The sequence below is a fragment of the Thermohalobacter berrensis genome (assembly GCF_003609645.1).
Taxonomy (GTDB): Bacteria; Bacillota; Clostridia; order Tissierellales; family Thermohalobacteraceae; genus Thermohalobacter; species Thermohalobacter berrensis.
Map to the genome: position 1 here is coordinate 24,213 of NZ_MCIB01000004.1, position 24,803 is coordinate 49,015.

Below are 24,803 nucleotides of genomic sequence, written 5' to 3' on the forward strand. Positions count from 1 at the left end.
TCTATATGTCTAAATGGCTAGAGGGAAAGGGTAAGGAAAATGACATAGTAATCAGTAGTCGAATTAGACTTGCCAGAAATATTGAAAATATTAAGTTTCCATATTTGATGAATAAAGATGATTCAGAGGAAGTAATTAATAATATAAAAAAGGCAATAATAGAAAGTAATACTGTTTTGTCTAGGGATTTCGATTTTCACAGATTAAATAAAATATCTCCCCTTGACAGAAAAGTTTTGGCTGAAAAGCACTTAATAAGTCATAATCTTTTAGAAACTCCAGAGAAAAGCGGTTTTTTACTAAGTAAAGATGAAAAAGTTACAATTATGATTAATGAAGAAGACCATATTAGAATTCAAGTGCTTTTTCCAGGTTTGGAATTATATAAAAGTTGGGAACTATGCAGTAACATAGATGATGTATTAGAAGAAAATATAAAATATGCCTTTGATGAAAAACTAGGTTATCTTACTTGTTGCCCAACTAATATAGGGACGGGAATGAGAGCCTCTGTTATGCTTCATCTTCCATGCTTAGTATTGACTGGCCAAATAAACAAGATTTTACAGGCTGTAAGCCAAATTGGTTTAACAGTTAGAGGAATATATGGTGAAGGCACAGATGCATTAGGAGACTTATTTCAAATATCTAATCAGACTACTTTAGGGGAAACAGAAGAGGAGATAATCGACAAATTAAAAAATATTGTAATCCAAATAATAGCAAAGGAAAGAAGTGCAAGGGATACTCTTTTAACTAAAAAGAGGACAGAAATAGAAGATAGAGTTTTTAGGTCTTGGGGTATACTTACAAACTCTAGAATTATAGATTCTAAAGAAGCTATGAAATTATTATCACATGTAAGAATGGGTATAGAAATGGGAATTATAAAAGATATAGGTCTTCAGGTAATTAATAAATTAATGTTTTCCACTCAGCCAGCTACAATCCAGAAATATTCAGGAATAGATTTAGATGCAAAACAAAGAGATATTAAAAGGGCAAAATTTATTAGGGAAAAACTGAAAAATTAGGAGGTGTCCCAAATGGCAATGTTTGGAAGATTTACTGAGAGAGCCCAAAAGGTTGTGGTTTTTTCACAGGAGGAAGCTAAAAGTTTAGGACATAATTATGTAGGAACAGAACACCTTCTTTTAGGGTTACTAAAGGAAGGAGAAGGTGTTGCTGCTAAAGCACTACAAAATTTAGGTGTGGATTTAAATAAAATAAGACAAGAAATTATAAATAAAGTAGGAAAAGGTGAAGATGGAGGGCAACTTTTAGGATTTACTCCTAGAACAAAAAGGGTTTTTGAATTAAGTATAATGGAAGCTAAAAGTTTAGGACATAACTATGTAGGAACAGAGCATCTTCTTTTAGCTTTAATAAGAGAAGGAGAAGGTGTTGCAGCAACTATATTAAAGGGAGCAGGAATAAATTTTTCAAAAGCAAGGGAAGAAGTGATTAAAATGCTTAATGAAAATTATGGAATGCAAGGTAAGGGTAAAGGAAGAAGAGATTCAGTAAAAACACCAAATCTAGATAAATTTGGCCGAGACCTAACTAAACTGGCTAATGAAGAAAAACTAGACCCTGTTATTGGAAGGGAAAAAGAAATAGAAAGGGTAATACAAGTTTTAAGTAGAAGAACTAAAAATAATCCATGTCTAATAGGTGAACCAGGTGTAGGTAAGACTGCTATAGCAGAAGGTTTAGCACAACAGATAGTAGAAGGTAAAGTTCCAGAAATACTTAAAGATAAAAGAGTAGTAACTTTAGATCTAGCTTCAATGGTAGCAGGTGCAAAATATAGAGGTGAATTTGAAGATAGATTAAAGAAAGTAATGGAAGAGATAAGAAAGGCAGGAAATGTAATTTTATTCATAGATGAAATGCATACAATTATAGGTGCAGGTGCTGCTGAAGGAGCTATTGATGCTTCTAACATACTTAAGCCAGCACTTGCAAGGGGAGAAATACAAGCAATAGGTGCTACTACATTAGATGAATATAGAAAATATATAGAAAAGGATTCAGCATTAGAAAGAAGATTCCAGCCTATAATGGTTGAAGAACCAAATATCGAAGATACAATTAAAATATTAGAAGGGCTTAGAGATAAATATGAAGCACATCATAGAGTAAAAATAACAGATGAAGCTTTAAAAGCAGCAGCTGAATTATCAAATAGATATATAACAGATAGATTTTTACCCGATAAAGCAATAGACTTAATAGATGAGGCTGCTTCTAAAGTTAGACTTAAGGCTATAACAGCCCCTACAGATTTAAAGGAACTTGAAAATAAGTTAGAAGAGTTAGCTCAGGAAAAGCAAGAGGCCATAAGCACTCAGAACTTTGAAGAAGCTGCTAGAATTAGAGATAAGGAAAAGGAAATAAAAGATGAGTTAGAAAAAAGAAAGGATGAATGGACTCAACAGAAACATACAGATTCAACTGAGGTTAATTATGAAACTATATCTGAAGTAGTATCATCATGGACTGGAATCCCTGTAAAAAAATTGGCTGAAGAAGAGTCTGAGAGACTACTTAAAATGGAGGAAATACTTCATGAAAGGGTTGTTGGTCAAGAACAAGCAGTAAAAGCAGTATCTAGTGCAATAAGAAGAGCTAGGGTAGGATTAAAGGATCCCAAAAGACCTATAGGTTCCTTTATATTCCTTGGACCTACTGGGGTAGGAAAAACAGAGCTTACTAAAGCATTGGCAGAAGCAATATTTGGTGATGAAGATGCAATGATTAGAATAGATATGTCAGAATATATGGAAAAACATGCAGTATCAAGATTAGTAGGTTCCCCTCCAGGATATGTAGGACATGAGGAAGGTGGACAATTAACTGAAAAAGTAAGAAGAAAGCCATATTCAGTTATCTTATTTGATGAGATAGAAAAGGCTCATCCTGATGTGTTTAATATATTATTACAAATATTAGATGATGGAAGATTAACAGATGCAAAGGGAAGATTAGTTGACTTTAAAAATACAGTTGTTATTATGACATCTAATGTTGGGGCTAGTACTATAAAGAAACAAAAGACATTAGGCTTTGCTGCAAATGTGGAAGATCAAGAAAAAGATGAGTATGAAAAAATGAAAGAAAATATTATGCAAGAATTAAAAAGATCCTTTAGACCAGAATTTATTAATAGAATAGATGAAGTTATTGTATTCCACTCACTTAAAGAAAGGCATATAAAAGAGATAGTTGATTTAATGGTTAATGATTTAGAAGGTAGACTAAAGAAGCTAAACATAAACATAAAAGTTACGGATAAAGCTAAAGAATATCTAGCGAAGGAAGGTTATGACCCAACTTACGGGGCTAGACCTCTTAAAAGAACTATAAGAAAGCTTATAGAAGACCAATTATCAGAAGAAATATTAAAGGGTGCAATATCCAAGGATGATAATATAGTAGTTGATTTTGACGGTGACAAGTTAACATTTAATAAAGAGACATTAAGTTATAAATAGAATTTATAAAAAAGTAGTGGGAAGGACAGATTTCTCACTACTTTTTTACTTTTCAAAACATAAAGGTAACAATATCTATAAATAGTAAAAACATACTATATCACCTCTAATGTATAATATGTTAATACTAATATTTAAGCTAATGATTTTGGTTATTAATTGAAATAATCTATATGATAGACTATAATTATTTACATAATAGTAAATACTTAAAAATATAAGATATTTAGGAGGATTTTTGTTGGCTAAGATTAAAACTAGGTTTATTTGTCAAGAATGTGGATATGAGACCCCTAAATGGATGGGAAAATGTCCATCATGTGACCAGTGGAATACTTTTGTTGAAGAAGTCTATGAAAAGAATAAAAAGATAGCAAAATCTAGATTAGAAGGAAAAGAAGCTAAAAAATTAGTAGACATAGAGACTAATGAGGAAGAAAGAATATCTACTTATATAGGTGAGTTAGATAGAGTACTTGGTGGTGGAATAGTAAAAGGTTCACTTATATTAGTTGGTGGAGACCCTGGTATAGGAAAGTCTACATTATTAATTCAAGTAGCTAACTACATTGCTAAGAATAAATTGAAAGTTTTATACGTTTCGGGAGAAGAATCTGCAAAACAGATAAAAATAAGAGCAAGTAGACTTGGTATTGAATCAGATGATCTTTATATTCTTGCTGAGACTAATGGGCAAATTATTAAAAATACAGTGGATAAGCTTAAACCAGATATTTTAATAGTTGATTCTATTCAAACAGTATATATTCCGGAGATTACTTCGGCTCCAGGTAGTGTTAGTCAAGTCAGAGAAATTACTTCTACCCTTATGAGAATGGCAAAAGAAAATGAAATGGCTACTTTTATTGTAGGACATGTTACTAAACAAGGTTCAATTGCTGGCCCAAGGGTTTTAGAACATATGGTTGATACTGTTTTATATTTTGAAGGTGAAAGACATCATACTTATAGAATATTAAGATCAGTAAAAAATAGGTTTGGTTCTACTAATGAAATAGGTATATTTGAAATGAGAGATAAAGGGCTTATTGAAGTTAAGAATCCATCAGAAATGCTCCTCTCAGGAAGACCTACCAATACTTCAGGGACAGTAGTGGTACCCAGTATAGAAGGTACACGACCTGTATTAATAGAAATTCAAGCCCTTGTAAGCTATACTGCCTTTGGAATGCCAAGAAGAGTTGCAACAGGTTTAGATTATAATAGATTAACACTAATGATGGCAGTTTTAGAGAAAAAAGTAGGAATGCAGCTTGCCAACTTTGATGCTTATGTTAATGTTACAGGGGGAATACAGATAAAGGAACCTGCAACAGATTTGGGGATTGTATGTGCTATAGCATCTAGCCTAAAGGATATACCCATTGACCCTGATACTGTAGTAATGGGGGAAGTAGGCCTAGCGGGCGAATTAAGAACAATTAATCATATAGATAAAAGGATAAATGAAGCAGCTAAACTTGGTTTTAAAACAGCATTAGTTCCTAAATCAAATCTTAAAGGTATGGAATATAATAAGAGTATTAAGGTTGTTGGAGTTACCAATATTAGAGATGCTTTAGATTTAGTTTTAGGAGGGTAGTAACTAAATGAGAATAGAAGACATTAAAAGTGATAATATATATGAGTCTTTAAAAATGTTAGCACCTGGAACACCACTAAGGGAAGGATTAGAAAATATTGTAAGAGCAAAAACAGGAGCTTTAATAGTTGTAGGGGATAGTGAGGAGGTGCTAAAGATTGTAGATGGAGGTTTTGAAATTAATAGCGATTTTACTCCAGCTCAATTATATGAATTAGCTAAGATGGATGGTGCTATAATATTAACTCAAGATATTAAAAGGATATTATATGCAAATGCACAGCTTATGCCAGATCCATACATTGCTTCAAAGGAAACAGGTATACGACATAGGACTGCTGAAAGGGTTGCTAAACAAACTGGTCAGCTAGTTATTTCTATTTCACAAAGAAGAAATATAATAACCTTGTATAAGGGATATTCCAAGTATGTATTAAAAGATGTAAGTGAAATACTAACTAAAGCCAACCAAGCTATACAAACCCTTGAAAAGTATAAAGCAGTATTAGACCAAAGTATGACTAACTTAAGTGCATTAGAATTTGAAGATTTGGTAACAGTCTATGATTTTGCTACAGTATTACAGAGAACAGAAATGGTTTCTAGAATAGTAAATGAAATAGAAAAGTATATATTAGAGCTTGGTAATGAAGGAAGGCTAATTGAGATGCAGCTTGAAGAACTAGCAGGAGATGTTGAAGAAGATGGCTTAAATATTATTAAGGATTATAATAAAGTTGAGGATAAAGACAATGAGGAAATAAGGGAAGAGATTAAGAATCTATCATCAGAAGATCTTTTAGATTTAACTAATATTGCTAAAATGTTGGGTTATGATGATGGGATTAATTCATTAGATATTAATGTTTCTCCAAAGGGATATAGGATATTAAGTAAAATCCCAAGACTACCCTCTAACGTATTAGAAAATGTTATTCAAATGTTTCCATCATTTCAGGATATCCTTAGAGCATCAATATCTGATTTAGATGCTGTAGAGGGAATAGGTGAGATAAGGGCTAGGGCAATAAAAGAAGGTTTAAGAAGAGTACAAGAGCAATCGCTATTAGATAGACATGTGTGATTTACAAACAATAAAGCGGCCTAATGGCCGCTTATTTTTGACATGTATTAAAAATATAATAATTTCAAAATTTTATATCTACTCATAATTACCTACTAACATTAACCACTAATCACTACCTAACCTACAACATACTATAAATACCTAGTGCTTTTAATTCTTTATATTTTTTAATAATTGAATCATATATATTTAGATCAAGTGTAGTAGATAAAGCTGCAATATAGAATAAGTGGTCACCAAGTTCCTCTTCAATTTTTTCTTTGCAATTATCACAAAGCGTTCCCTCTACGTGTGTTTTTAAGTTTTTCTTTATTTCTTCAATACTTTCTTTAGTGTAATCTTGTTTTTCACCATTAATTTTTATACAACCACAGGCAGTAACAGATTTGGTTAATGCCCTATTAATTTTAGCATTTGATTCTTCTAGTTTTGCCATGATATCTAGGATGCTTTTATGTCGTATTAACACATCAGAAACAGTATTTTCAAAATCATCCCACAACAAATCTTTCATCTGATCACCTCAGTTAGTTTAGTCTCTTTATTTAATTATACTTTTTTATAAAAGAATTTGTCAATTAGGAAATAAGTCTTATGTTGACAAGTTAAAAAGGGTGTGATAAAATAAAATAATTTGACAATTTCCCGAGTATAATGTATACTATTATTAGAAGCTTATGTCTATTTTGGGAGGGTATGTATATGTTTAATATTGGAGATAAAATTGTTTATCCCATGCACGGTGCAGGTGTCATTGAATCTATTGAAGAAAAAGAGATTTTAGGAAAAAAGAGAAAGTATTATGTAATGAAGATGCCTATAGGAGAAATGAAAGTTATGATCCCAGTAGATAATATAGAAGATATAGGAATAAGAGAGGTTATAACACAAGAAGAAGTAGAACAAGTTCTAGCAGTTTTAGGAGATAATAAAAGTAAAATGCCTAAAAATTGGAATAGAAGATATAGAGCAAATATGGATAAAATAAAGAGTGGAGATATATATGAAATAGCAAGTGTTGTTCGTAATTTAATGATTAGAGATAAGGAAAAAGGATTGTCAACAGGTGAAAGGAAGATGTTAAGTAGTGCTAAACAAATTTTAATAAGCGAAATTGTTCTAGCAAAAGGCATACAAGAGAGAGAGGCTGAAAATTTAATTGAAACTGTAGTGAATTAAGCGTCTTATATGGCGCTTTGTTTTTGTTTGTGAACATATAGACATACATTATAGTAAAAATTTATCATGATTAAGTATTAAGAAATGTGGTAAATTAGTTATATAATAATAAATTATTGGAAATAAATAAAGTATAGGAGGTGATAAAGAAATGGTTAATAAAATCTTAAGGGGAGCAGTATCTTTAGTAGGAGTTTTATTAGGGTATGGGATAGTAGCTTTGGCTAACTCTATTGAATACTTAAATTTTTTAAAAGAGTTTGGGTTTTATCCATATGTAATTTTTAGTTTAATTGGTGGAATTATATTTTTTATTATTTCACCCAGTATTATTAAAGTTGGAAAGAGACTTGCGGATTCTGTAGAAGGTGAATTACAAAAAGTACCAGCCTTTGATATGATTTTAGGTTCAGTTGGATTAATTATTGGACTTGTAATTGCATACTTAATAAGTCAACCATTTTTAAATTTAGAGATTCCGTACCTAGGAGTTATCATATCTATTATACTTTATTCACTTTTAGGATATCTAGGTGCAATAGTTCCTACTAAAAAAAGAGAAGACTTTTTATCAATTGTTAGCTTCTTTAAAAGGGGTACAAGTAAAGAAAAAAATTTAAAAACTAGCTCAAAGGTACAGCCTAAAGTTCTAGATACTAGTGTAATTATTGATGGAAGAATAGCAGATATTTGTAAAACAGGATTTGTTGAAGGCCCACTTGTTATACCAGAGTTTGTATTAGAAGAGCTTCAGCATATAGCTGATTCTTCTGATGCTTTAAAAAGAAACAGAGGAAGAAGGGGTCTAGATATATTAAACAAAATTCAAAAAGAAATAGATATTGAAGTTATTATTTATGATAAAGATTTTGAAGATATAAATGAAGTAGATAGTAAACTTTTAAAACTAGCTCAATTGCTTAAAGGTAAAGTTGTAACTAATGATTTTAACTTAAATAAAGTAGCTGAATTTCATGGTGTAGAAGTGTTAAATATAAATGAGTTAGCCAATGCACTAAAGCCAGTAGTATTACCAGGAGAAGAGATGGTAGTTAGAGTAATTAAAGATGGAAAGGAATCTGGCCAAGGAGTTGCTTACTTAGATGATGGCACAATGATAGTTGTTGATGGTGGTAAAAAGTATATTGGAGATACTATATCAGTAATGGTTACCAGTGTACTTCAAACTGCTGCTGGTAGGATGATATTTGCAAAGCCCAAATCAATAGCTGATAAAGCAGTATGAGGCTAAAACCCGGCGAAAGCCGGGTTTTATTAATTTTAGAAAATTATGCTATAATTAACTAGAGGTGATAGATATGTATAAAAATAAATATGTATCAGTAGTAATACCAGCTGCAGGATTAGGAAAAAGGATGAAAAGTAAAATAAACAAGCAATTTATTAAAATAAAAAATAAGCCAATATTAGCCTATACTATAGAAAAATTTGAGGAATGTAAATATGTAGATGAAATAGTTGTTGTAACAAGAAAAGAGGAAATGGAATTTTGTAAAGTAGAAGTTATTGAAAAATATGGCTTTAAAAAGGTTAAAGGAATTGTAGAGGGAGGAAAAGAAAGACAGGACTCTGTTTATAATGGATTACTTGCGGTTAGTGAAAATTGTGATATTGTTTTAATCCATGATGGAGCAAGACCATTTGTAAGTATAAAAAATATAGTTGATGGTATTAAAGGAGTATTAGAATATAAAGCTTGTGTTATTGGAGTTCCAGTTAAAGATACTATAAAAAAAGTTAATGACCAATTAGATGTAGTAGATACCCCTAAAAGAAGTGAATTATGGGCTGTACAGACTCCCCAATGTTTTGACTATAATTTAATCTTAAAGGCTTATAGAAGACTTGAGAATGAACAAATTCACGTTACAGATGACAGTAATTTAGTTGAGCTATTAGGACATAAGGTTAAAATGATAAAGGGAAGTTATGACAATATCAAGGTAACTACACCAGAAGATTTGAAAATAGGAGAGGTGATTCTAGAGAGTAACCAAAAATAGAGTGTAATAAGAGGAGGAAAAGACATGAGAGTTGGTATAGGATATGATGTACATAGATTAGTAGAGGGAAGAAAGTTAATTTTGGGCGGGGTTGAGATTAAACATAATAAAGGATTATTAGGACATTCAGATGCTGATGTTCTTATCCATGCAATAATGGATAGTATATTAGGGGCTCTAGGACTAGGTGATATAGGGAAGCACTTTCCTGATACTGACCTAAAATATAAGGGTATATCTAGTCTATTATTATTAAAGGAAGTATATAAACTATTAGAAGAAAAAGGCTATAGGATAAATAATATAGATTGTGTTATAGTAGCCCAAAGGCCCAAATTAGCTGATTATATTGACAAGATGAAAGAAAATATAGCAGATGTACTTAATACATCGAAGGAGAATATAAACATAAAAGCTACGACAACAGAGAAGTTAGGATTTGAAGGAAGGGAAGAGGGTATATCAGCTCAGGCAGTATGTACTTTATGTAATAAGTAGTAATTCGAGAAAAAAGTGAGAATAACTACTAAAAAACCCCTTTAGATAATATTAGAATAAACTGAATTGTTTGAAAAAAATGTAAAAATATGGTATAGTTAAATTACTAACTTATGCTATAAAGGGGGATTTTTTTTAAAAATGGGAAAAATAAAATTTAAGTATCCTATGATGTTGTTTGCTAAGTGTGAGTGTAGCAAACAAGTACCTATTGAAGAAATGGAAGTAGAGGAAAAATCAGATGATAAAGCTAAATTAAGATACAAGGTGAAATGTTCATTATGTGGAAAGAATATTGATAAGACCTTAAATTTAACAGAAGATGAAAAAGAGTTTACTGATTTAATGAATGTATTTAAAGTAATTCCTTCTATTAAAGATGAATTAGCTATTATTAAGTTAGATACTGTAAAGGGAAGAATGAAAGATAAAGAAATATTTCTATATGGCGACTATTCCCATTTAAGATTCTGGGATAATGTTGTTCAAAAAGATCTTATTAAAATTCCTTACGAGAGAAAAGAATAAGAATAAAGTTAAAATTTAATAAATACTGAGGGACTAACTATAATGTCCCTCAGTATTAGTTTACAACAGTCAAAGGGAATAAGGCCACTTTTCTAAAAATATCCCATCATTTGTAATAAATCCTTTATCCTTTCTAACTGAGGCTTAAACTCTGTAGTAAATAAATGTGAACATTTTTTTATATTTTTTTGTCCCATCAATAATTTTGAAGCAAAAGCCATACAGGTTGATTCGCCACATCTTTTACAGTTGATTTTAGGTAAGTGATTATATAATTCTATTGCTGTAGGTTTAGTACGCATTTCATACAAGGGTTGTATATTATCTTTGTTATTGTATGTGTTATTAATTAAATCCTTTACCATATCAATTATCTCATATGCATCCGTCTCGTTAATTGCCTTTGATACTGCAATTGAATCTTTATATAAAGTAATAATTCTAAACTCCTTCGTAAATGTTAAAGAAGGTATATTTTTATTAAATATGGCGTTTTTTATAACTCTATTAATATATGGCAGAACTTCGCCTATGTCAGTAGAAAGCTTACCTTTAAATCTTATTTTTTTGCTATCTGCTATACATGATTGCATATATGTTATGAATATCTCATCAAGATACATTAAATCACCCCAGGAGATTCTCTTAGTTATTGATAAAACTAGTTTAATTTGATAATTTCTTTTAATGCATTTACTAGAAGGTCAATGTCTTTTTTAGTATTGAAATAGCCTATTGAGATTCTTACAGTACCAGTATTTTTAGTTCCAATGATGCTATGGGCAGTTGGTGCACAATGTAGACCAGACCTTACCATGATTCCATAATCACTATCTAATCTATAGGCTACTTCTTCTGCAGATAGGCCTTCTATATTAAAGGAAACTACTCCAACAATCTTTTCAGGGTCCTTTGGACCATATATTGTAAGTTTATCTATTTCCATTAATCTATTTAAAGTATAAGCTATAAGTTTTTTTTCTTTTTCAAATATATTATTTATGCCTGTATTTAATATGTACTCTAGGCCTTCCTTAAGTCCGGCAATTCCACAAATGTTTAAAGTACCTGCTTCAAATTTATTAGGAAGATAATCAGGCTGATATTCATATGATGAATCTCCACCTGTACCTCCCTCTTTTAAAGGAGTTAGATTACCATTCCAATTCAAAATAAAGCCTCCAGTACCTGTAGGACCAAAAAGACTTTTATGACCAGTAAAAGTTAGTATATCAATATTATCCTTGTTAATGTCAATAGGATAAATACCGGCAGTTTGAGCTGCATCTACGACAAAGGGAATATCATACTTTTTAGCAATTTCTCCTATTTTTCTAATTGGTTGTATTGTACCTATTACATTTGATGCATGATTAAAGATTATTAAAGATGTATTTTTCCTAATATATTTTTCTACATCTTTAGGGTCTGTATATCCTTCCTTAGTACAAGGTACAGTAGATATAGTTATTTTCTTTTCTTTTTCTACTGTTTTTAAACATCTCCAGACAGCATTATGCTCAAGGCTACTGGTAATAACGTGATCTCCTTTTTTAACAATACCTTTTATTATTGTATTTATTGCTTCAGTTGCATTTGTAGCAAAGATTACATTACTAGTTTTTTCCTGTTTAAAGAGTTTAGCTATTAATTTACGAGTTTTGTAGACCAATCTATCAGCTTCTAAAGCTTTTCTATATGCTCCTCTACCAGAAGTAGTTCCTATATTATTCATATAATTAACTATCCCATTAACAACTTCAGGTGGTTTAGGGTAAGAGGTAGCTGCATTATCTAGATAAACCCCCATACTTGTCCTCCTTTTTGATAAAAATAGGTATAAATAAAAGAAATTTTATAACTTATTCTATATCTATAATATATTTTTTTATAACATTTGTAAATATTACCCAAAATTGCCTCATAAAAGGATTCTTGCTTTATAACTGTAAATATTGACAAAAAAGTAGGCTTGTGATATAGTTTTAACAAATAAAAAAGTTATATTTTGGAATCGAAATCATGAAGATTTCTTTAAGTCCTTATTGTGGGCTTTTAGAAATCTTTTTGTAAATTATAGGGAATTGGAGGTAATAAAATGTGTGAATCAACTGCTTATTTAATAACTAAAGATGGAGAAAAAAAGGTCATGGAAAATGTAGTAAACATGAAGCCGGAAAACGGTAAAGTGTATTTAACAGGACTTTTAGGAGACCAAAAAATAGTTGAAGGAAAAATAGAAGAAATAAAATTAATTGAACATAAAATACTGATTTCACAAGAGTAAAAGTTGATATGGGGGATTAAGAAATGATAATTGCAGTAATAGATGGAATGGGTGGAGGCATAGGAGGAGAAATTGTAGCAAAACTAAGGGAAGAGTTACCATCACATTTTGAAATCTATGCCCTTGGAAGTAATTCGATAGCAACCTCTACAATGTTAAAAAATCATGCTAATAAGGGTGCTACAGGAGAGAATGCTATTGTAACATCTGTCAAAAAGGCTAATGTAATTATTGGCTCAGTTTCTATAGTAATTCCAAATTCAATGATGGGAGAAATAACTCCTAAAATAGCAACGGCTATTGCTGATTCAGAGGCTTTTAAAATACTTCTTCCAATTGTACCTGAAAACTTTGAGCTAATGGGGCTTGAAAATAAACCTTTGATGTTGCTTATAAATGATGCAATTGAGTGTTTGAAAAAAGAGTTTAATATAAAATAATATTTTTAATATTTTGGGGGGAATAATATGAAAATACTTGATAAAAGGTATCATCACCATGATGATAGCGAATCTATTTCTTCTCAAGGGTTAAATGCTGACTCAAATGAAGAAAATAAAGATGAAAAAACTCTTAAGGTATTATTAGTACACTGGGTAAATCATAATAAATCTCACCAGGAAAACTTTCTTAAGTGGGTTGATAAGGCTGAAGAGATGGGTAAAGATAAAACGGCTCAATTTATTAAAAAAGCAAATGAGTACATAGAAAAAGCAAATGAAATGTTATTAGAAGCAAAAAAACATATGTAAATGGAAAACATATGTAAATGGAATAAAAGGGGAACTAGGTCCATGACCTAGTTCCCCTTTTATTCCATGATATTGAGTAATTAAAAATTGCTATAAAAAGTGCCTATTATAAACAAAAATTATAAAATAAAAATCATAAAAAATTACATACTGCATACAAATTATAGTGGTAATACCAAATGTAAAATTATGGATATAAATGAGAATAAATTATCAATTGATAACGGAAAGATAATCATTAAATTAACAATAAATTAACATGGTGAAAAACAAAAGAAAAACCAATGAATGTCTAATGACAACCTAATATAACTCTTAAAATACCAACAAAAAGTTAAAAAAACATATAAATCTATTGAAATATAAAAATGGATATGATAGGATATTATTGACAAATAATTCAAATTATATTCCACAATTTTGATAAAAAATTTACAAAATATGACTTTGATTGTTAAATATTTAACTAATCAACGTTAATTAATTAACAAAATTAAACCATGGGATGTATCAAAAGTTCAATATTTATTATTGAGTTGGGGGGAAGAAGATGAGTGAAAAAACAATTTCTTTGGATTTAACAACAGAAAAGCTATACAAGAAGGCTAAGGAAGAAAAAATTGAAACAGTGTGGGACAGAAAAAAGATAATGAAAGCACCATGTGGATTTGGAGAAAAAGGAATTTGCTGTAGATTATGCTCAATGGGACCATGTAGGATAAGCCCAGTTAAAGGGAAAGGAGCACAAAAGGGAATCTGTGGTGCAACAGCAGATGTAATAGTAGCAAGGAACTTTGCTAGGATGGTTGCAGGTGGAGCAGCTGCCCATTCAGACCATGGTAGAGATATTGTACATACTCTTTATATGGCAGATAAAGATGGGAACTACAAGGTTAAAGATGAGGAAAAGTTAAGGAAAATAGCTAATGAATTAGAGATACAAACAGAAAATAGAGATATATATGATGTTGCACGTGAAGTAGCAGAAATGCTATTAAATGAGTTTGGAAAACCTTTCGGTACTTTAGAGTTTATTGAAAGGGCACCAGAGAGTAGAAAGAAAATTTGGAAGGAACTTAATATTGAACCAAGGGCTATAGATAGAGAAATTGCAACTATTATGCACTCAACTCATATGGGATGTACTGGTGATGCTGAAAGTCTTATTAATATGTCTATGAGAACTGCCCTATCTGATGGTTGGGGAGGTTCCATGATAGGAACAGACATAAGTGATGTTTTATTTGGAACTCCAGTACCAAGAGAAACTGAAGCAAATCTTGGAGTTTTAAAAGATAATATGGTTAATATAGTTCTTCATGGTCATGAACCAACGCTATCTGAAATGATAGTTTTAGCTGCTGAAGATCCTGAGCTTGTTGAATTAGCCAAAAGTGTAGGAGCAGAAGGTATAAATCTAGTTGGAATGTGTTGTACTGCTAATGAGGTTACTATGAGACACGGAGTAAAAATTGCAGGAAACTTCCTTCAACAAGAATTAGCCGTATTAACTGGCGCAGTTGAAGCTGTAATTGTAGATGTTCAATGTATAATGCCTTCTTTAGTTACACTATCAGAGTGCTTCCATACGAAATTTATTACTACATCACCTAAGGCTAGAATAAAAGGTGCTACCCATTTAGAGTTTGAAGAAGAAAATGCACTTGAATCGGCTAAAAATATTGTAAGAGAAGCAATTGAAAATTATAAAAATAGACAAAGAGAAAAGGTATTTATTCCACAAGAAAAAAATCATGCTACAGTAGGCTACAGTGTTGAAAGTATAAAAAATCAATTAACTAGAGTAATGAATTCTAATGTAGATAATTCTAATCCAATAAAACCTCTTGCAGATTGTATAACTTCAGGTGTTTTAAGGGGAGCTGCAGGAATAGTTGGATGTAATAATCCAAAGGTTAAGCAAGATTATGGTCATATTGAAATGATTAAGAAATTAATAGCAAATGATGTAATAGTTGTTACTACAGGATGTAGTGCTCAAGCTGCTGCAAAGGCAGGTCTAATGAGTAAAGATGCAAGAAAATTAGCTGGAGAAGGTTTAAGAAGAGTTTGTGAGCTAGTAGATATACCACCAGTATTACATATGGGTTCATGTGTTGACATAAGTAGAATACTAAATCTAGTTTCAGATGTTTCTAAGTATCTAAATGTGGATATATCTAAGCTTCCTGTTGTAGGAGCAGCACCTGAATGGATGTCAGAAAAAGCAGTATCAATAGGTACTTATGTAGTTTCTACAGGTATTGATACATGGTTAGGTGTTGTACCACCAGTTACAGGTAGTGAAGAAGTTGTTGATATATTGACAAATAGAATGGAAGATATGGTAGGAGCTAAATTCTATATAGAACAAGATCCAATTAAGGCTGCTGAACAAATGCTTCAAAGAATAGAAGAAAAGAGGGAGAAATTAGGAATATAACTACTAATTAGGATTGGTGATGAAAATGAAAATAGCTATAACTGGAAAAGGTGGAGTGGGTAAAACAACATTTACAGCAATTTTAAGTAGATTATATGCATCTGATGGATATAGAGTATTAGCAGTAGATGCTGACCCAGATGCAAATTTAGCTTTAGCTTTAGGTTTTCCAGAAGAAATGATGGAAAAAATGGCACCTATTGCTGAAATGAAAAACTTAGTTACCGAAAGAACTAATTCAATTCCTGGTAGCTTTGGAAAGATGTTTAAGATGAATCCTAAGGTTGATGACATTCCAGATAGGTATTGTACTGAGTATAAAAATGTAAAGCTTCTTACTATGGGAACTGTTGATACTGGGGGAAGTGGATGTATATGTCCGGAAAATGTCCTACTTAAGAGACTTACTTCACATTTAATATTAAGGAATAAAGATGTAGTAATAATGGATATGGAAGCAGGAATAGAACATTTAGGAAGAGGTACAGCCCAAGGTGTAGATGCCTTAATAGTAGTAGTAGAGCCTGGGGCTAGAAGTCTTCAAACATATGAAAAAGTAAAAAAATTAGGACGTGATATAGGAATTACAAAAACATTAGTAGTTGGTAACAAAATCAGAGATGAGAAAGATGAAGAATATATTTTAAGTAAAGTTGATAAAGACAAATGTTTAGGATTTATACGTTATAGCCAAGATATAGTAGATTCCGACAGATCAGGAATGTCACCTTTTGATTACTGTAAAGAAACTGTAGAAGAAGTGAAAAAAGTTAAATCTAAACTTTTAAGCTTATAAAATAACTAGATAATATTAAACAAAGGGGGAAGAATGATGGGATTTAAATCTGATATTGAAATTGCTCAAGAGGCTAAATTAAAAGACATTAGAGAAATTGCTAAAAAAATTGGACTAACAGAAGATGATTTAGACCTCTATGGAAAGTATAAAGCAAAGGTAGATTATAACTTAATGAAAGAGGGCAAAAAAGGTAAAAAAGCAAAACTTATCTTAACTACAGCTATCAACCCAACGCCAGCAGGGGAAGGTAAAACAACAACTACTATAGGGGTTGCAGATGCATTGTCAAGACTTGGTAAAAAAGTAATGGTTGCATTAAGAGAACCTTCATTAGGCCCAGTATTTGGTATAAAGGGTGGAGCAGCTGGTGGAGGATATGCACAAGTTGTTCCAATGGAAGATATAAACCTTCATTTTACCGGTGATATTCATGCAATAGGTGCAGCAAATAATTTATTAGCTGCTATGTTAGATAATCACCTACATCATGGAAATAAACTAGGAATAGATACAAGAAAAATTACCTGGAGAAGAGCTGTTGATATGAATGATAGACAGCTTAGATATATAACTGATGGTTTAGGTGGAAAAGGAAATGGTGTACCAAGGGAAGATGGATTTGATATTACAGTTGCTTCAGAGGTAATGGCTGCTTTTTGTCTTGCTAATGATATTACAGATTTAAAAGAAAGATTAGGAAATATTATTGTTGGCTATACAAAGGACGATAAGCCAGTTACAGCAAGGGATTTAAATGCCCATGGAGCTATGGCAGCATTACTTAAAGATGCATTAAAACCTAACCTAGTACAGACATTAGAAGGAACTCCTGCCTTTGTTCATGGTGGACCATTTGCCAATATAGCCCATGGATGTAATTCTGTGATTGCAACAAAGATGGCTATGCACTTTGCAGATTATGTAGTAACTGAGGCTGGATTCGGAGCAGACTTAGGAGCTGAAAAGTTCTTAGATATTAAGTGTAGAATGGCTGATCTTGAGCCAGATGCAGTAATAATAGTAGCTACTGTCAGAGCACTTAAATATAATGGTGGAGTACCTAAGGATAAATTAAATGAAGAAAATCTAGAAGCACTAGAAAAAGGTCTTCCAAACCTATTAAAGCATATAGAAAACATAACTAAGGTATTTAACTTACCTGCAGTAGTAGCAATAAATAGATTCCCATTTGATACTGAAGCTGAAATAGATTTAATTAGAAATAAATGTAAAGAATTAGGAGTAAATGTAGCATTATCAGAAGTATGGGCTAAAGGAGGAGAAGGTGGAACAGAATTAGCTCAAGAGGTATTAAAATTAGTTGATGAAGAAAGCAATCTTGAGTTTGCTTATGATGTAAATCAATCAATAAAAGATAAAATAAGAGCTATAGCTCAAAAGGTATATGGTGCAGATGATGTAGCATTTACAAAGACTGCAGATAAAGAGATTGAAAAACTAGAAAGTCTAGGATTCAGTAATTTACCAATTTGTATGGCTAAAACACAGTATTCATTAAGTGATAATCCACACCTATTAGGAAGACCTGAAGGATTTAATATAACAGTAAGACAGGTTAAAGTATCAGCAGGTGCAGGATTTATAGTAGCACTTACCGGTGATATTATGACAATGCCAGGACTTCCAAAGGCTCCTGCTGCTGAAAAAATAGATGTAAAAGAAGATGGAACAATAACAGGCTTATTCTAATAAACAGAAACATAAATGGAGGGGAGAAGATGGATAAAGAAAGATTAGTACAAAAAAGCTGTAATGAGTTTGTAAATCTTCTCTCCTCTAAAGCTGCTGTACCTGGTGGTGGAGGAGCAGCAGCTTTAGTAGGAGGGATTGGAACTGCATTAGCTGGTATGGTATGCAACTTAACTGTAGGCAAGAAAAAGTATGCACAGTATGAAGATGATGTAAAACGAATTTTAAAAAGGGCTGAAGATTTGCAGAAAGATCTTTTAGATATGGTAGATGAAGATGCTGAAAACTTCTTACCACTTTCAAAGGCATATGGAATGCCAGCAAATACTGAAGAAGAGAAGAAGGAAAAGGAAAAGGTTATGCAACAGGCTCTTAAAAAGGCTTGTGAAGTACCTATAAAAATAGTTGAAACGTGTTATGAAGCTATAAAGCTACATCAAGGGCTAGTAGATAAGGGTTCAAGGCTGGCTATAAGTGATGTGGGAGTAGGTGTACAATGTTTGAAATCTGCCCTTATAAGTGGACAACTAAATGTAATTATTAATATAAACATGATAAAAGATGAGGAATATGTAAATAGAGTAAAGGAAAAAACAGAAAAACTAGTAAATGAAGGATCAAAAATAGCAGATGAAGTTTATGTAAAAGTAGAAAAAATTCTATCTAAATAAATTAAAAAAAGGGGGATTTAAGATGGGTGAAGTTATCTATGGTAAACCAGTTGCTGATAAGATTACTGAAACAGTAAAAAAAGATGTAGAAGAATTAAAAAATAGGGGTATTGTTCCTAAGCTAGCAATAGTTAGAGTAGGAGCTAAACCAGATGATTTGGCATATGAGAGAGGAGCATTAAAAAGATGTGAAAAGGTAGGTATAGAGCCTCAAGTAGTTGAACTTCCTGAAGATATTTCACAGGATGATTTTATAAAAGAGTTACATAAGTTAAATGATGATGAAATGGTTCATGGAATATTAGTATTTAGACCATTACCAAAGCATCTTGATGAATCAGTAATTAAATATGAAATTGCACCTGAAAAAGACGTTGACTGCTTTAGTCCTGTTAATGAAGGAAAGCTTTATGAGGGTGATGATTCTGGATTTTCACCATGTACACCAGTTGCAGTAATGGAAATATTAAAACATTATGATGTTAAATTAAAGGGAGCAGATGTTACTGTTATAGGTGCTTCAAATGTTGTTGGTAAGCCTGTAGCACTTTTATTATTAAATGAGGCTGCAACTCCTACTATATGTCATATTGATACTAAAGATACAGCTAAAGCTTCAAGAAATGCTGATATATTAGTTGCAGCTTGTGGTGTACCTAGACTAGTAAAAGAAAACTTTGTAAAAGATAGTGCTGTTGTGATAGATGTTGGTATTAATTTAGATGAGAACGGAAAATTATGTGGAGATGTAGACTTTGACAATGTAAAAGAAAAAGCTTCAAAGATTACTCCTGTTCCAAAGGGTGTTGGTTCTGTTACAACTTCAATATTAGCAAGACATGTAGTAAAGGCATGTAAAATGCAGACAGAAAAGCTTGCTGAGGCTCTTGTTTAAAAATTGTAATTAAAAAGGGGGACAGGAAATGATAATTTCAGAGCAAAAGCCTATTGAAGAGATTTTAGAAAGTATTAAAGATTGTAAAAAAGTAGTTATTACAGGATGTAGTTTATGTGCAACAACATGTAAATCTGGGGGAGAAGAAGAGATTTTAAAGCTAAAAGAAATTTTAGAGGAGCAGGGAAAAGAGGTTCTAGGATATAAAGTATTAGACCCTGCATGTAATTACTTAAAAGTAAGAAAAGATATGAAAAAACTTAAAAGTGAGTTAAAAGAAGCAGATGCTTTAATATCACTTTCTTGTGGAGATGGAACTCAGACTGTAGCAAAGGTAGTTAAGGTACCAGTTTATCCTGGAACAAACACATTATTTATAGGTGAAATAGAAAGAGTAGGAAAGTTTGAAGAGGCTTGTAGAGCATGTGGAGATTGCCAACTAGCTTGGACAGGAGGTATATGTCCTATAACAAAATGTCCAAAGAGTCTAATTAATGGCCCTTGTGGAGGGGCTATGGACGGAAAATGTGAAGTTAATTCAGATAATGATTGTGCGTGGGTTATGATCTATGAAAAATTAAAAGAAATGGATAAATTAGAAAATCTAGAAGAAGTAAAGCCTCCTACTGATTATCAAAAATGGGTACATCCTAGTAAGGTGAGTATCAGATAATAGAAAAAATAAAGATGTGTTTAAAAAGGGGGATTTTAGATGAGCTTACTCAGAGAGGTTTTAGAAAATGGAGAATTTGCAATTACAGCAGAAATGGCTCCTCCTAAGGGAACAGATATTTCACATTTAAGAAAATGTGCTCAACTTATGAAGGGAAGAGTTCATGGAGTAAATGTAACAGATTTTCAATCTGCAGTAATGCGTGTTACTTCCTTAGCAACTTGTAAGATACTAAAAGAAGAAGGATTAGAACCAGTACTTCAGTTAACTGGAAGGGATAGAAATAGAATTGCTACACAAGGGGAACTTCTTTCAGCGGGAGTTTTTGGAATAGAAAATGTATTGTGTTTAACAGGAGACCATACAGTTGTAGGGGACCATCCTCAGGCAAAGCCTGTATATGACTTAGATTGTATTGGAATATTACAAGCTGCTACTACTTTAATGGATGGTAAAGATATGGCAGGTAATGAGTTAAACAAGGCTCCAGAGTTTTATTTAGGGGCATGTGTAACTCCAGAGTATGAACCATTAGAAATTCAAATTATTAAAATGAAAAAGAAGATAAAAGCAGGAGCTAGATTTTTCCAAACTCAAGGTGTTTTTGATATTGAAACCATGAGAAAATTTAGGGAATTAACTAAAGATTTAGATTGTAAAATTTTAGCTGGAATCATTCCTTTAAAATCTGCTGGCATGGCTAAGTTTATGAATAAAAATGTACCGGGAATAAATGTGCCAGATAAGCTAATAGAAAGAATGAAGAATGCTGAAGACAAGAAAAAAGAAGGAATAAAAATCGCTGCAGAGCTTATTCAACAATTAAAAGAGGAAAATTTATGTGATGGTGTACATATTATGGCAATTGGAGCAGAAGAAAACGTACCAGTAATACTTGATGAGGCAAATCTAACTCCAAGTTATGCAGCTAATGCTTAAACTAAAGGAGTGAGAATATGAAGATATTAGTATTAGGAGGAGGACCAGGAGGATATGTAGCAGCCATAAAGGCTGCTATTCTTGGAGCAGATGTAACTTTAATAGAAAAAAAAGAAGTTGGAGGAACCTGTTTAAATGTAGGCTGTATACCTACAAAGGCATTATTAGCCTCATCAGAAGCCTTTGATATGGTTAATAAAGCTAAGGAATATGGGATTGAAATTAATGGTGATGTAAAAGTAGATTTTGCCTCAATGATGGAGAGAAAAAATAAAATAGTTGAGGAAATGATAAAAGGTATACAGTTTTTATTTGATAAAAAAAGCGTTAAGCTTGTTAGGGGATTTGGAAAATTAATAGATAAAAATAAGATAGAAGTTACTAAGGAAAATGGTACTAAAGAAGTAATTGAAGGAGATAAGATTATTATTGCTACTGGGTCTAAGCCTATAGTTCCTCCTATATTTCCCTATGATGGTGAAAATGTAATAACTAGTGATGAAGCACTTGCACTGGAAAATGCCCCTGAATCTATGATTATTGTTGGTGGAGGAGTAATTGGATGTGAATTCGGTCAATTTTTCAAAAAAATTGGAACAAAGGTAACAATAGTAGAAATGGCAAAGCAGCTATTAAATTATGAGGATAAAGATGTGGCCAAGCAGTTGCTAAGATCTTTTAAAAGAGATAAAATAAAAGTAAAGACTAACAAAAAAATAGAAAAATGTGAAATTAAAGGTAAAAAAGTAACAGCTTACCTAGATGGGGGTAAGACAATAGAGGCAGAAAAGATGTTAGTTGCAGTGGGGAGAAAACCAAATATAGAGAATATAGGATTAGAGGAATTAGGAATTGAGATTGAAAATGGAAAGATAGTAGTTAATGAAAAAATGGAAACAAATGTTGAAGGAGTATATGCAATAGGTGATATAGTAGACAGTCCTTTCCTTGCCCATGTGGCTTCTAAGGAAGGAATAATTGCAGTAGAAAATGCCCTTGGAAAAGACAAAAAGATAGATTATAAAGCTGTACCTAGATGTGTATACACAGATCCAGAAGTTGCAGCAGTAGGAATTACAGAAAAAGAAGCAAAGGAAAAGAAAATAGAATACAAAACAGGCACATTCCAATTTAGAGGCTTAGGAAAGGCAAAGGCTATAGGAAAGTTTCAAGGATTTGTAAAAGTAATTGCTGATAATGAAGACAGAATTATAGGTGCAGCAATAGTTGGACCACATGCAACTGACCTATTGGCAGAATTAACTTTAGCGGTGAAACTTGGACTTACAGTAGAAGAAGTAGGCGATGTCATTCATCCCCATCCAACACTATCAGAGGGTATAATGGAAGCATTACATGATGTACACAATCAATGTGTCCATTCTGTTTAGTAAGAATATGGGTGTAGGCTGTGTTTAGGCTACACCCATATTCCCAGTTATTGATTGCATATTAGGGGGTATTATTTATGAACTATACAATAGCTGTAGCAGGTAAGGGAGGAACTGGTAAGACAACTTTAACAGGGCTTTTAATTGATTATCTTGTAAAAACTAATAAGAAACCTATCATTGCCATTGATGCAGATGCAAATGCAAATTTAAATGAAGTATTAGGTGAAGAAGTAGATATAACTATAGGTGGAATAAAGGAAGAAGTAAATAAAACAGAAAAGGCTGGAAATAGCTTTCCGGGAGGAATGACTAAGGCTCAATATTTAAAGTATCGCCTAAATACAGGCATAACTGAAGGTAATGGATATGACCTTTTAGTTATGGGTAGACCTGAAGGGGAAGGATGTTATTGTTATGTAAATGGAATATTAAAAAACCAAATAAATACACTTTCTGAAAGCTACAAATACATAGTTATAGATAATGAAGCAGGTATGGAACATTTAAGCAGAAAAGTTGTAAAAAAACTTGATACTTTACTATTAATAAGTGATTGCTCAAGAAGAGGTATACAAGCGGTAGGAAGAATAAAAGAGCTTGTAAAGGAATTGGAACTTAATGTTGGTGATATTCACCTAATTGTAAATAAAGCTCCAGACGGAAAATTGGCTGATGGAATAAAAGAAGAAATAGAAAGACAGGGACTAAATTTATTAGGAGTAGTACCAATGGATATGAAAGTATATGAATATGATGCAAAAGGTACACCTTTAGTAGAATTGCCAGAAGACTCTGTATCTAAAAAAGCATTAAAGGATATCTTTTCAAAGATTAAACTTTAAGAAATAAACTATACTAAGGAGGCGATATTAGTGGCATTTAAAATGTCAGTCCAAAAGTCAAAGGGTAAGGTTCAAGAAGTAGAGATAGGAAAGGGAGAAAAGGCAATAAAAATTGGTGGAGAAAATGTAATACCATTTTATGATTTTGATGGTGATATTGGAAATTCTCCAAAACTTGGTATAGAAATATTAGATGTTTATCCAGAAGATTGGGTAGATTCATTAAAAGAACTATATAAAGATGTTGCTGATAACCCAGTTGAATGGGCTAAATTTGTTGAAAAAGAGATTAAGCCAGATTTTATATGTTTAAGATTTAAAGGAGCCGATCCTAATGAATTAGATAAATCTCCAGAAGAATGTGCAGAGGTTGCTAAGGCTGTTGCTGAAGCTATTTCCTTACCCCTAGTTATAGCAGGAACTAATAATCATGAAAAGGATGCAAAGTTATTTGAAAAGGTAGCCCCAGCAGTTCAAGGACATAATTGCTTATTCTTATCAGCTACTGAAGAAAACTATAAGGCTGTTGGTGCTGGAGTAGCTTTAGCTTATGATCATAAACTAGGTGCGGAGTCATCAGTAGACATTAACTTAGCTAAGCAGTTAAACGTATTATTAACTCAATTGGGAGTAAAAGGTGAAGATATAGTAATGAATGTAGGTAATTCAGCTGTTGGATATGGATTTGAATACTTAGTATCAACTGTAGATAGAATTAGGTTAGCTTTATTTAATCAAAATGATAAAACCCTACAAATGCCTATAATTACGCCTGTTTCTTTTGAAACATGGAATGTTAAAGAATCTATGGCAGATGAAAATGATGTACCAGAGTGGGGAAGTAGAGAAGATAGGGGAATTTCAATGGAAATATCTACTGCAGCTAGTGTAATTACAGTTGGTTCAAATGCAGTAGTTTTAAGACATCCGAAATCATTAGAAGTAATGAAAAAATTTGTAAGTGAATTGCACTAAACTAAAT

At 32.0% G+C, this 24,803-nt stretch carries 25 protein-coding genes; 22 read left to right on the forward strand and 3 right to left on the reverse strand.

What is annotated here, in order from left to right; all coding sequences use genetic code 11:
* Positions 1-5: 5 nt before the first annotated feature.
* The 4 genes from BET03_RS03865 (at position 6) to disA (ending at position 6,184) form a co-directional block, all read left to right on the forward strand.
* Complete coding sequence (locus BET03_RS03865; protein WP_120167483.1) at positions 6-1,034, forward strand: protein arginine kinase; 1,029 nt, start codon at positions 6-8, stop codon at positions 1,032-1,034.
* Between the two features lie 12 nt (positions 1,035-1,046).
* The gene (locus BET03_RS03870) at positions 1,047-3,497 is read left to right on the forward strand and encodes an ATP-dependent Clp protease ATP-binding subunit (protein ID WP_120167485.1); all 2,451 of its coding nucleotides are present in this window, start codon (positions 1,047-1,049) and stop codon (positions 3,495-3,497) included.
* Positions 3,498-3,738: 241 nt separating this feature from the next.
* Entirely contained in the window at positions 3,739-5,100 is a 1,362-nt protein-coding gene (gene radA, locus BET03_RS03875) for a DNA repair protein RadA (protein WP_120167487.1), read from the forward strand.
* Between the two features lie 7 nt (positions 5,101-5,107).
* Positions 5,108-6,184, forward strand: a complete 1,077-nt coding sequence (gene disA / locus BET03_RS03880) for a DNA integrity scanning diadenylate cyclase DisA (RefSeq protein WP_120167489.1) — start codon at positions 5,108-5,110, stop codon at positions 6,182-6,184.
* Positions 6,185-6,308: 124 nt separating this feature from the next.
* On the opposite strand, the gene BET03_RS03885 is transcribed toward disA, so the two are convergent.
* On the reverse strand, positions 6,309-6,701 hold the full coding sequence (locus BET03_RS03885) for a nucleoside triphosphate pyrophosphohydrolase family protein (protein WP_120167491.1): 393 nt from the start codon (positions 6,699-6,701) through the stop codon (positions 6,309-6,311).
* A gap of 188 nt (positions 6,702-6,889) precedes the next feature.
* Between BET03_RS03885 and BET03_RS03890 the strand changes: the two genes are divergently transcribed.
* From BET03_RS03890 to BET03_RS03910, 5 genes are all read left to right on the forward strand, one after another.
* On the forward strand, positions 6,890-7,366 hold the full coding sequence (locus tag BET03_RS03890; protein ID WP_120167493.1) for a CarD family transcriptional regulator: 477 nt from the start codon (positions 6,890-6,892) through the stop codon (positions 7,364-7,366).
* 151 nt (positions 7,367-7,517) lie between these two features.
* On the forward strand, positions 7,518-8,612 hold the full coding sequence (locus BET03_RS03895; protein WP_120167495.1) for a PIN/TRAM domain-containing protein: 1,095 nt from the start codon (positions 7,518-7,520) through the stop codon (positions 8,610-8,612).
* A gap of 73 nt (positions 8,613-8,685) precedes the next feature.
* Complete coding sequence (ispD, locus tag BET03_RS03900) at positions 8,686-9,390, forward strand: 2-C-methyl-D-erythritol 4-phosphate cytidylyltransferase (protein WP_120167497.1); 705 nt, start codon at positions 8,686-8,688, stop codon at positions 9,388-9,390.
* 24 nt (positions 9,391-9,414) lie between these two features.
* The gene (gene ispF, locus BET03_RS03905; RefSeq protein ID WP_120167499.1) at positions 9,415-9,888 is read left to right on the forward strand and encodes a 2-C-methyl-D-erythritol 2,4-cyclodiphosphate synthase; all 474 of its coding nucleotides are present in this window, start codon (positions 9,415-9,417) and stop codon (positions 9,886-9,888) included.
* A gap of 141 nt (positions 9,889-10,029) precedes the next feature.
* Complete coding sequence (locus tag BET03_RS03910) at positions 10,030-10,416, forward strand: hypothetical protein (RefSeq protein WP_120167501.1); 387 nt, start codon at positions 10,030-10,032, stop codon at positions 10,414-10,416.
* A 92-nt stretch (positions 10,417-10,508) separates the two neighbouring features.
* On the opposite strand, the gene BET03_RS03915 is transcribed toward BET03_RS03910, so the two are convergent.
* Together BET03_RS03915 and BET03_RS03920 are read right to left on the reverse strand one after the other, a co-directional pair.
* On the reverse strand, positions 10,509-11,039 hold the full coding sequence (locus tag BET03_RS03915) for a (Fe-S)-binding protein (protein ID WP_120167503.1): 531 nt from the start codon (positions 11,037-11,039) through the stop codon (positions 10,509-10,511).
* A gap of 38 nt (positions 11,040-11,077) precedes the next feature.
* Positions 11,078-12,226, reverse strand: coding sequence for an aminotransferase class V-fold PLP-dependent enzyme (locus tag BET03_RS03920; RefSeq protein ID WP_120167505.1), 1,149 nt, complete (start codon positions 12,224-12,226; stop codon positions 11,078-11,080).
* A gap of 288 nt (positions 12,227-12,514) precedes the next feature.
* Here BET03_RS03920 and BET03_RS03925 point away from each other — a divergent pair, with 288 nt between their 5' ends.
* From BET03_RS03925 to acsD, 13 genes are all read left to right on the forward strand, one after another.
* On the forward strand, positions 12,515-12,703 hold the full coding sequence (locus tag BET03_RS03925) for a CooT family nickel-binding protein (protein WP_120167507.1): 189 nt from the start codon (positions 12,515-12,517) through the stop codon (positions 12,701-12,703).
* A gap of 23 nt (positions 12,704-12,726) precedes the next feature.
* Positions 12,727-13,143 (forward strand): DUF3842 family protein, encoded by a 417-nt coding sequence (locus tag BET03_RS03930; RefSeq protein ID WP_120167509.1) that lies wholly within the window; start codon positions 12,727-12,729, stop codon positions 13,141-13,143.
* A 27-nt stretch (positions 13,144-13,170) separates the two neighbouring features.
* Positions 13,171-13,455, forward strand: a complete 285-nt coding sequence (locus BET03_RS03935) for a DUF8180 domain-containing protein (protein WP_243096853.1) — start codon at positions 13,171-13,173, stop codon at positions 13,453-13,455.
* Positions 13,456-14,005: 550 nt separating this feature from the next.
* Complete coding sequence (cooS, locus tag BET03_RS03940) at positions 14,006-15,898, forward strand: anaerobic carbon-monoxide dehydrogenase catalytic subunit (RefSeq protein WP_120167511.1); 1,893 nt, start codon at positions 14,006-14,008, stop codon at positions 15,896-15,898.
* Positions 15,899-15,917: 19 nt separating this feature from the next.
* On the forward strand, positions 15,918-16,694 hold the full coding sequence (locus BET03_RS03945) for an ATP-binding protein (protein ID WP_279230333.1): 777 nt from the start codon (positions 15,918-15,920) through the stop codon (positions 16,692-16,694).
* Between the two features lie 36 nt (positions 16,695-16,730).
* Positions 16,731-18,407, forward strand: a complete 1,677-nt coding sequence (locus BET03_RS03950; RefSeq protein WP_120167523.1) for a formate--tetrahydrofolate ligase — start codon at positions 16,731-16,733, stop codon at positions 18,405-18,407.
* 29 nt (positions 18,408-18,436) lie between these two features.
* Entirely contained in the window at positions 18,437-19,078 is a 642-nt protein-coding gene (locus BET03_RS03955; protein ID WP_120167525.1) for a cyclodeaminase/cyclohydrolase family protein, read from the forward strand.
* 22 nt (positions 19,079-19,100) lie between these two features.
* The gene (locus BET03_RS03960) at positions 19,101-19,973 is read left to right on the forward strand and encodes a bifunctional 5,10-methylenetetrahydrofolate dehydrogenase/5,10-methenyltetrahydrofolate cyclohydrolase (RefSeq protein WP_120167527.1); all 873 of its coding nucleotides are present in this window, start codon (positions 19,101-19,103) and stop codon (positions 19,971-19,973) included.
* A 28-nt stretch (positions 19,974-20,001) separates the two neighbouring features.
* The gene (locus BET03_RS03965; protein ID WP_120167529.1) at positions 20,002-20,646 is read left to right on the forward strand and encodes a methylenetetrahydrofolate reductase C-terminal domain-containing protein; all 645 of its coding nucleotides are present in this window, start codon (positions 20,002-20,004) and stop codon (positions 20,644-20,646) included.
* Positions 20,647-20,685: 39 nt separating this feature from the next.
* Entirely contained in the window at positions 20,686-21,585 is a 900-nt protein-coding gene (locus tag BET03_RS03970) for a methylenetetrahydrofolate reductase (RefSeq protein WP_120167531.1), read from the forward strand.
* Positions 21,586-21,602: 17 nt separating this feature from the next.
* A complete protein-coding gene (gene lpdA, locus BET03_RS03975; RefSeq protein WP_120167533.1) occupies positions 21,603-22,976 on the forward strand; it encodes a dihydrolipoyl dehydrogenase in 1,374 nt (457 codons plus the stop codon).
* A 77-nt stretch (positions 22,977-23,053) separates the two neighbouring features.
* Positions 23,054-23,821 (forward strand): ATP-binding protein, encoded by a 768-nt coding sequence (locus BET03_RS03980; protein ID WP_120167535.1) that lies wholly within the window; start codon positions 23,054-23,056, stop codon positions 23,819-23,821.
* A 30-nt stretch (positions 23,822-23,851) separates the two neighbouring features.
* Positions 23,852-24,796, forward strand: coding sequence for an acetyl-CoA decarbonylase/synthase complex subunit delta (gene acsD, locus BET03_RS03985; RefSeq protein ID WP_120167537.1), 945 nt, complete (start codon positions 23,852-23,854; stop codon positions 24,794-24,796).
* Positions 24,797-24,803: the final 7 nt, after the last annotated feature.

What these genes read in the sequence shown, in the direction of transcription:
- BET03_RS03865 (WP_120167483.1), top strand. Translation starts at nt 6, where the DNA reads ATGTCTAAATGGCTAGAGGGAAAGGGTAAGGAAAATGACATAGTAATC.
- BET03_RS03870 (WP_120167485.1), top strand. Translation starts at nt 1,047, where the DNA reads ATGGCAATGTTTGGAAGATTTACTGAGAGAGCCCAAAAGGTTGTGGTT.
- disA (WP_120167489.1), top strand. Translation starts at nt 5,108, where the DNA reads ATGAGAATAGAAGACATTAAAAGTGATAATATATATGAGTCTTTAAAA.
- BET03_RS03885 (WP_120167491.1), bottom strand. Translation starts at nt 6,701, where the DNA reads ATGAAAGATTTGTTGTGGGATGATTTTGAAAATACTGTTTCTGATGTG.
- BET03_RS03890 (WP_120167493.1), top strand. Translation starts at nt 6,890, where the DNA reads ATGTTTAATATTGGAGATAAAATTGTTTATCCCATGCACGGTGCAGGT.
- BET03_RS03895 (WP_120167495.1), top strand. Translation starts at nt 7,518, where the DNA reads ATGGTTAATAAAATCTTAAGGGGAGCAGTATCTTTAGTAGGAGTTTTA.
- ispD (WP_120167497.1), top strand. Translation starts at nt 8,686, where the DNA reads ATGTATAAAAATAAATATGTATCAGTAGTAATACCAGCTGCAGGATTA.
- ispF (WP_120167499.1), top strand. Translation starts at nt 9,415, where the DNA reads ATGAGAGTTGGTATAGGATATGATGTACATAGATTAGTAGAGGGAAGA.
- BET03_RS03910 (WP_120167501.1), top strand. Translation starts at nt 10,030, where the DNA reads ATGGGAAAAATAAAATTTAAGTATCCTATGATGTTGTTTGCTAAGTGT.
- BET03_RS03915 (WP_120167503.1), bottom strand. Translation starts at nt 11,039, where the DNA reads ATGTATCTTGATGAGATATTCATAACATATATGCAATCATGTATAGCA.
- BET03_RS03920 (WP_120167505.1), bottom strand. Translation starts at nt 12,226, where the DNA reads ATGGGGGTTTATCTAGATAATGCAGCTACCTCTTACCCTAAACCACCT.
- BET03_RS03925 (WP_120167507.1), top strand. Translation starts at nt 12,515, where the DNA reads ATGTGTGAATCAACTGCTTATTTAATAACTAAAGATGGAGAAAAAAAG.
- BET03_RS03930 (WP_120167509.1), top strand. Translation starts at nt 12,727, where the DNA reads ATGATAATTGCAGTAATAGATGGAATGGGTGGAGGCATAGGAGGAGAA.
- BET03_RS03935 (WP_243096853.1), top strand. Translation starts at nt 13,171, where the DNA reads ATGAAAATACTTGATAAAAGGTATCATCACCATGATGATAGCGAATCT.
- cooS (WP_120167511.1), top strand. Translation starts at nt 14,006, where the DNA reads ATGAGTGAAAAAACAATTTCTTTGGATTTAACAACAGAAAAGCTATAC.
- BET03_RS03945 (WP_279230333.1), top strand. Translation starts at nt 15,918, where the DNA reads ATGAAAATGAAAATAGCTATAACTGGAAAAGGTGGAGTGGGTAAAACA.
- BET03_RS03950 (WP_120167523.1), top strand. Translation starts at nt 16,731, where the DNA reads ATGGGATTTAAATCTGATATTGAAATTGCTCAAGAGGCTAAATTAAAA.
- BET03_RS03955 (WP_120167525.1), top strand. Translation starts at nt 18,437, where the DNA reads ATGGATAAAGAAAGATTAGTACAAAAAAGCTGTAATGAGTTTGTAAAT.
- BET03_RS03960 (WP_120167527.1), top strand. Translation starts at nt 19,101, where the DNA reads ATGGGTGAAGTTATCTATGGTAAACCAGTTGCTGATAAGATTACTGAA.
- BET03_RS03965 (WP_120167529.1), top strand. Translation starts at nt 20,002, where the DNA reads ATGATAATTTCAGAGCAAAAGCCTATTGAAGAGATTTTAGAAAGTATT.
- BET03_RS03970 (WP_120167531.1), top strand. Translation starts at nt 20,686, where the DNA reads ATGAGCTTACTCAGAGAGGTTTTAGAAAATGGAGAATTTGCAATTACA.
- lpdA (WP_120167533.1), top strand. Translation starts at nt 21,603, where the DNA reads ATGAAGATATTAGTATTAGGAGGAGGACCAGGAGGATATGTAGCAGCC.
- BET03_RS03980 (WP_120167535.1), top strand. Translation starts at nt 23,054, where the DNA reads ATGAACTATACAATAGCTGTAGCAGGTAAGGGAGGAACTGGTAAGACA.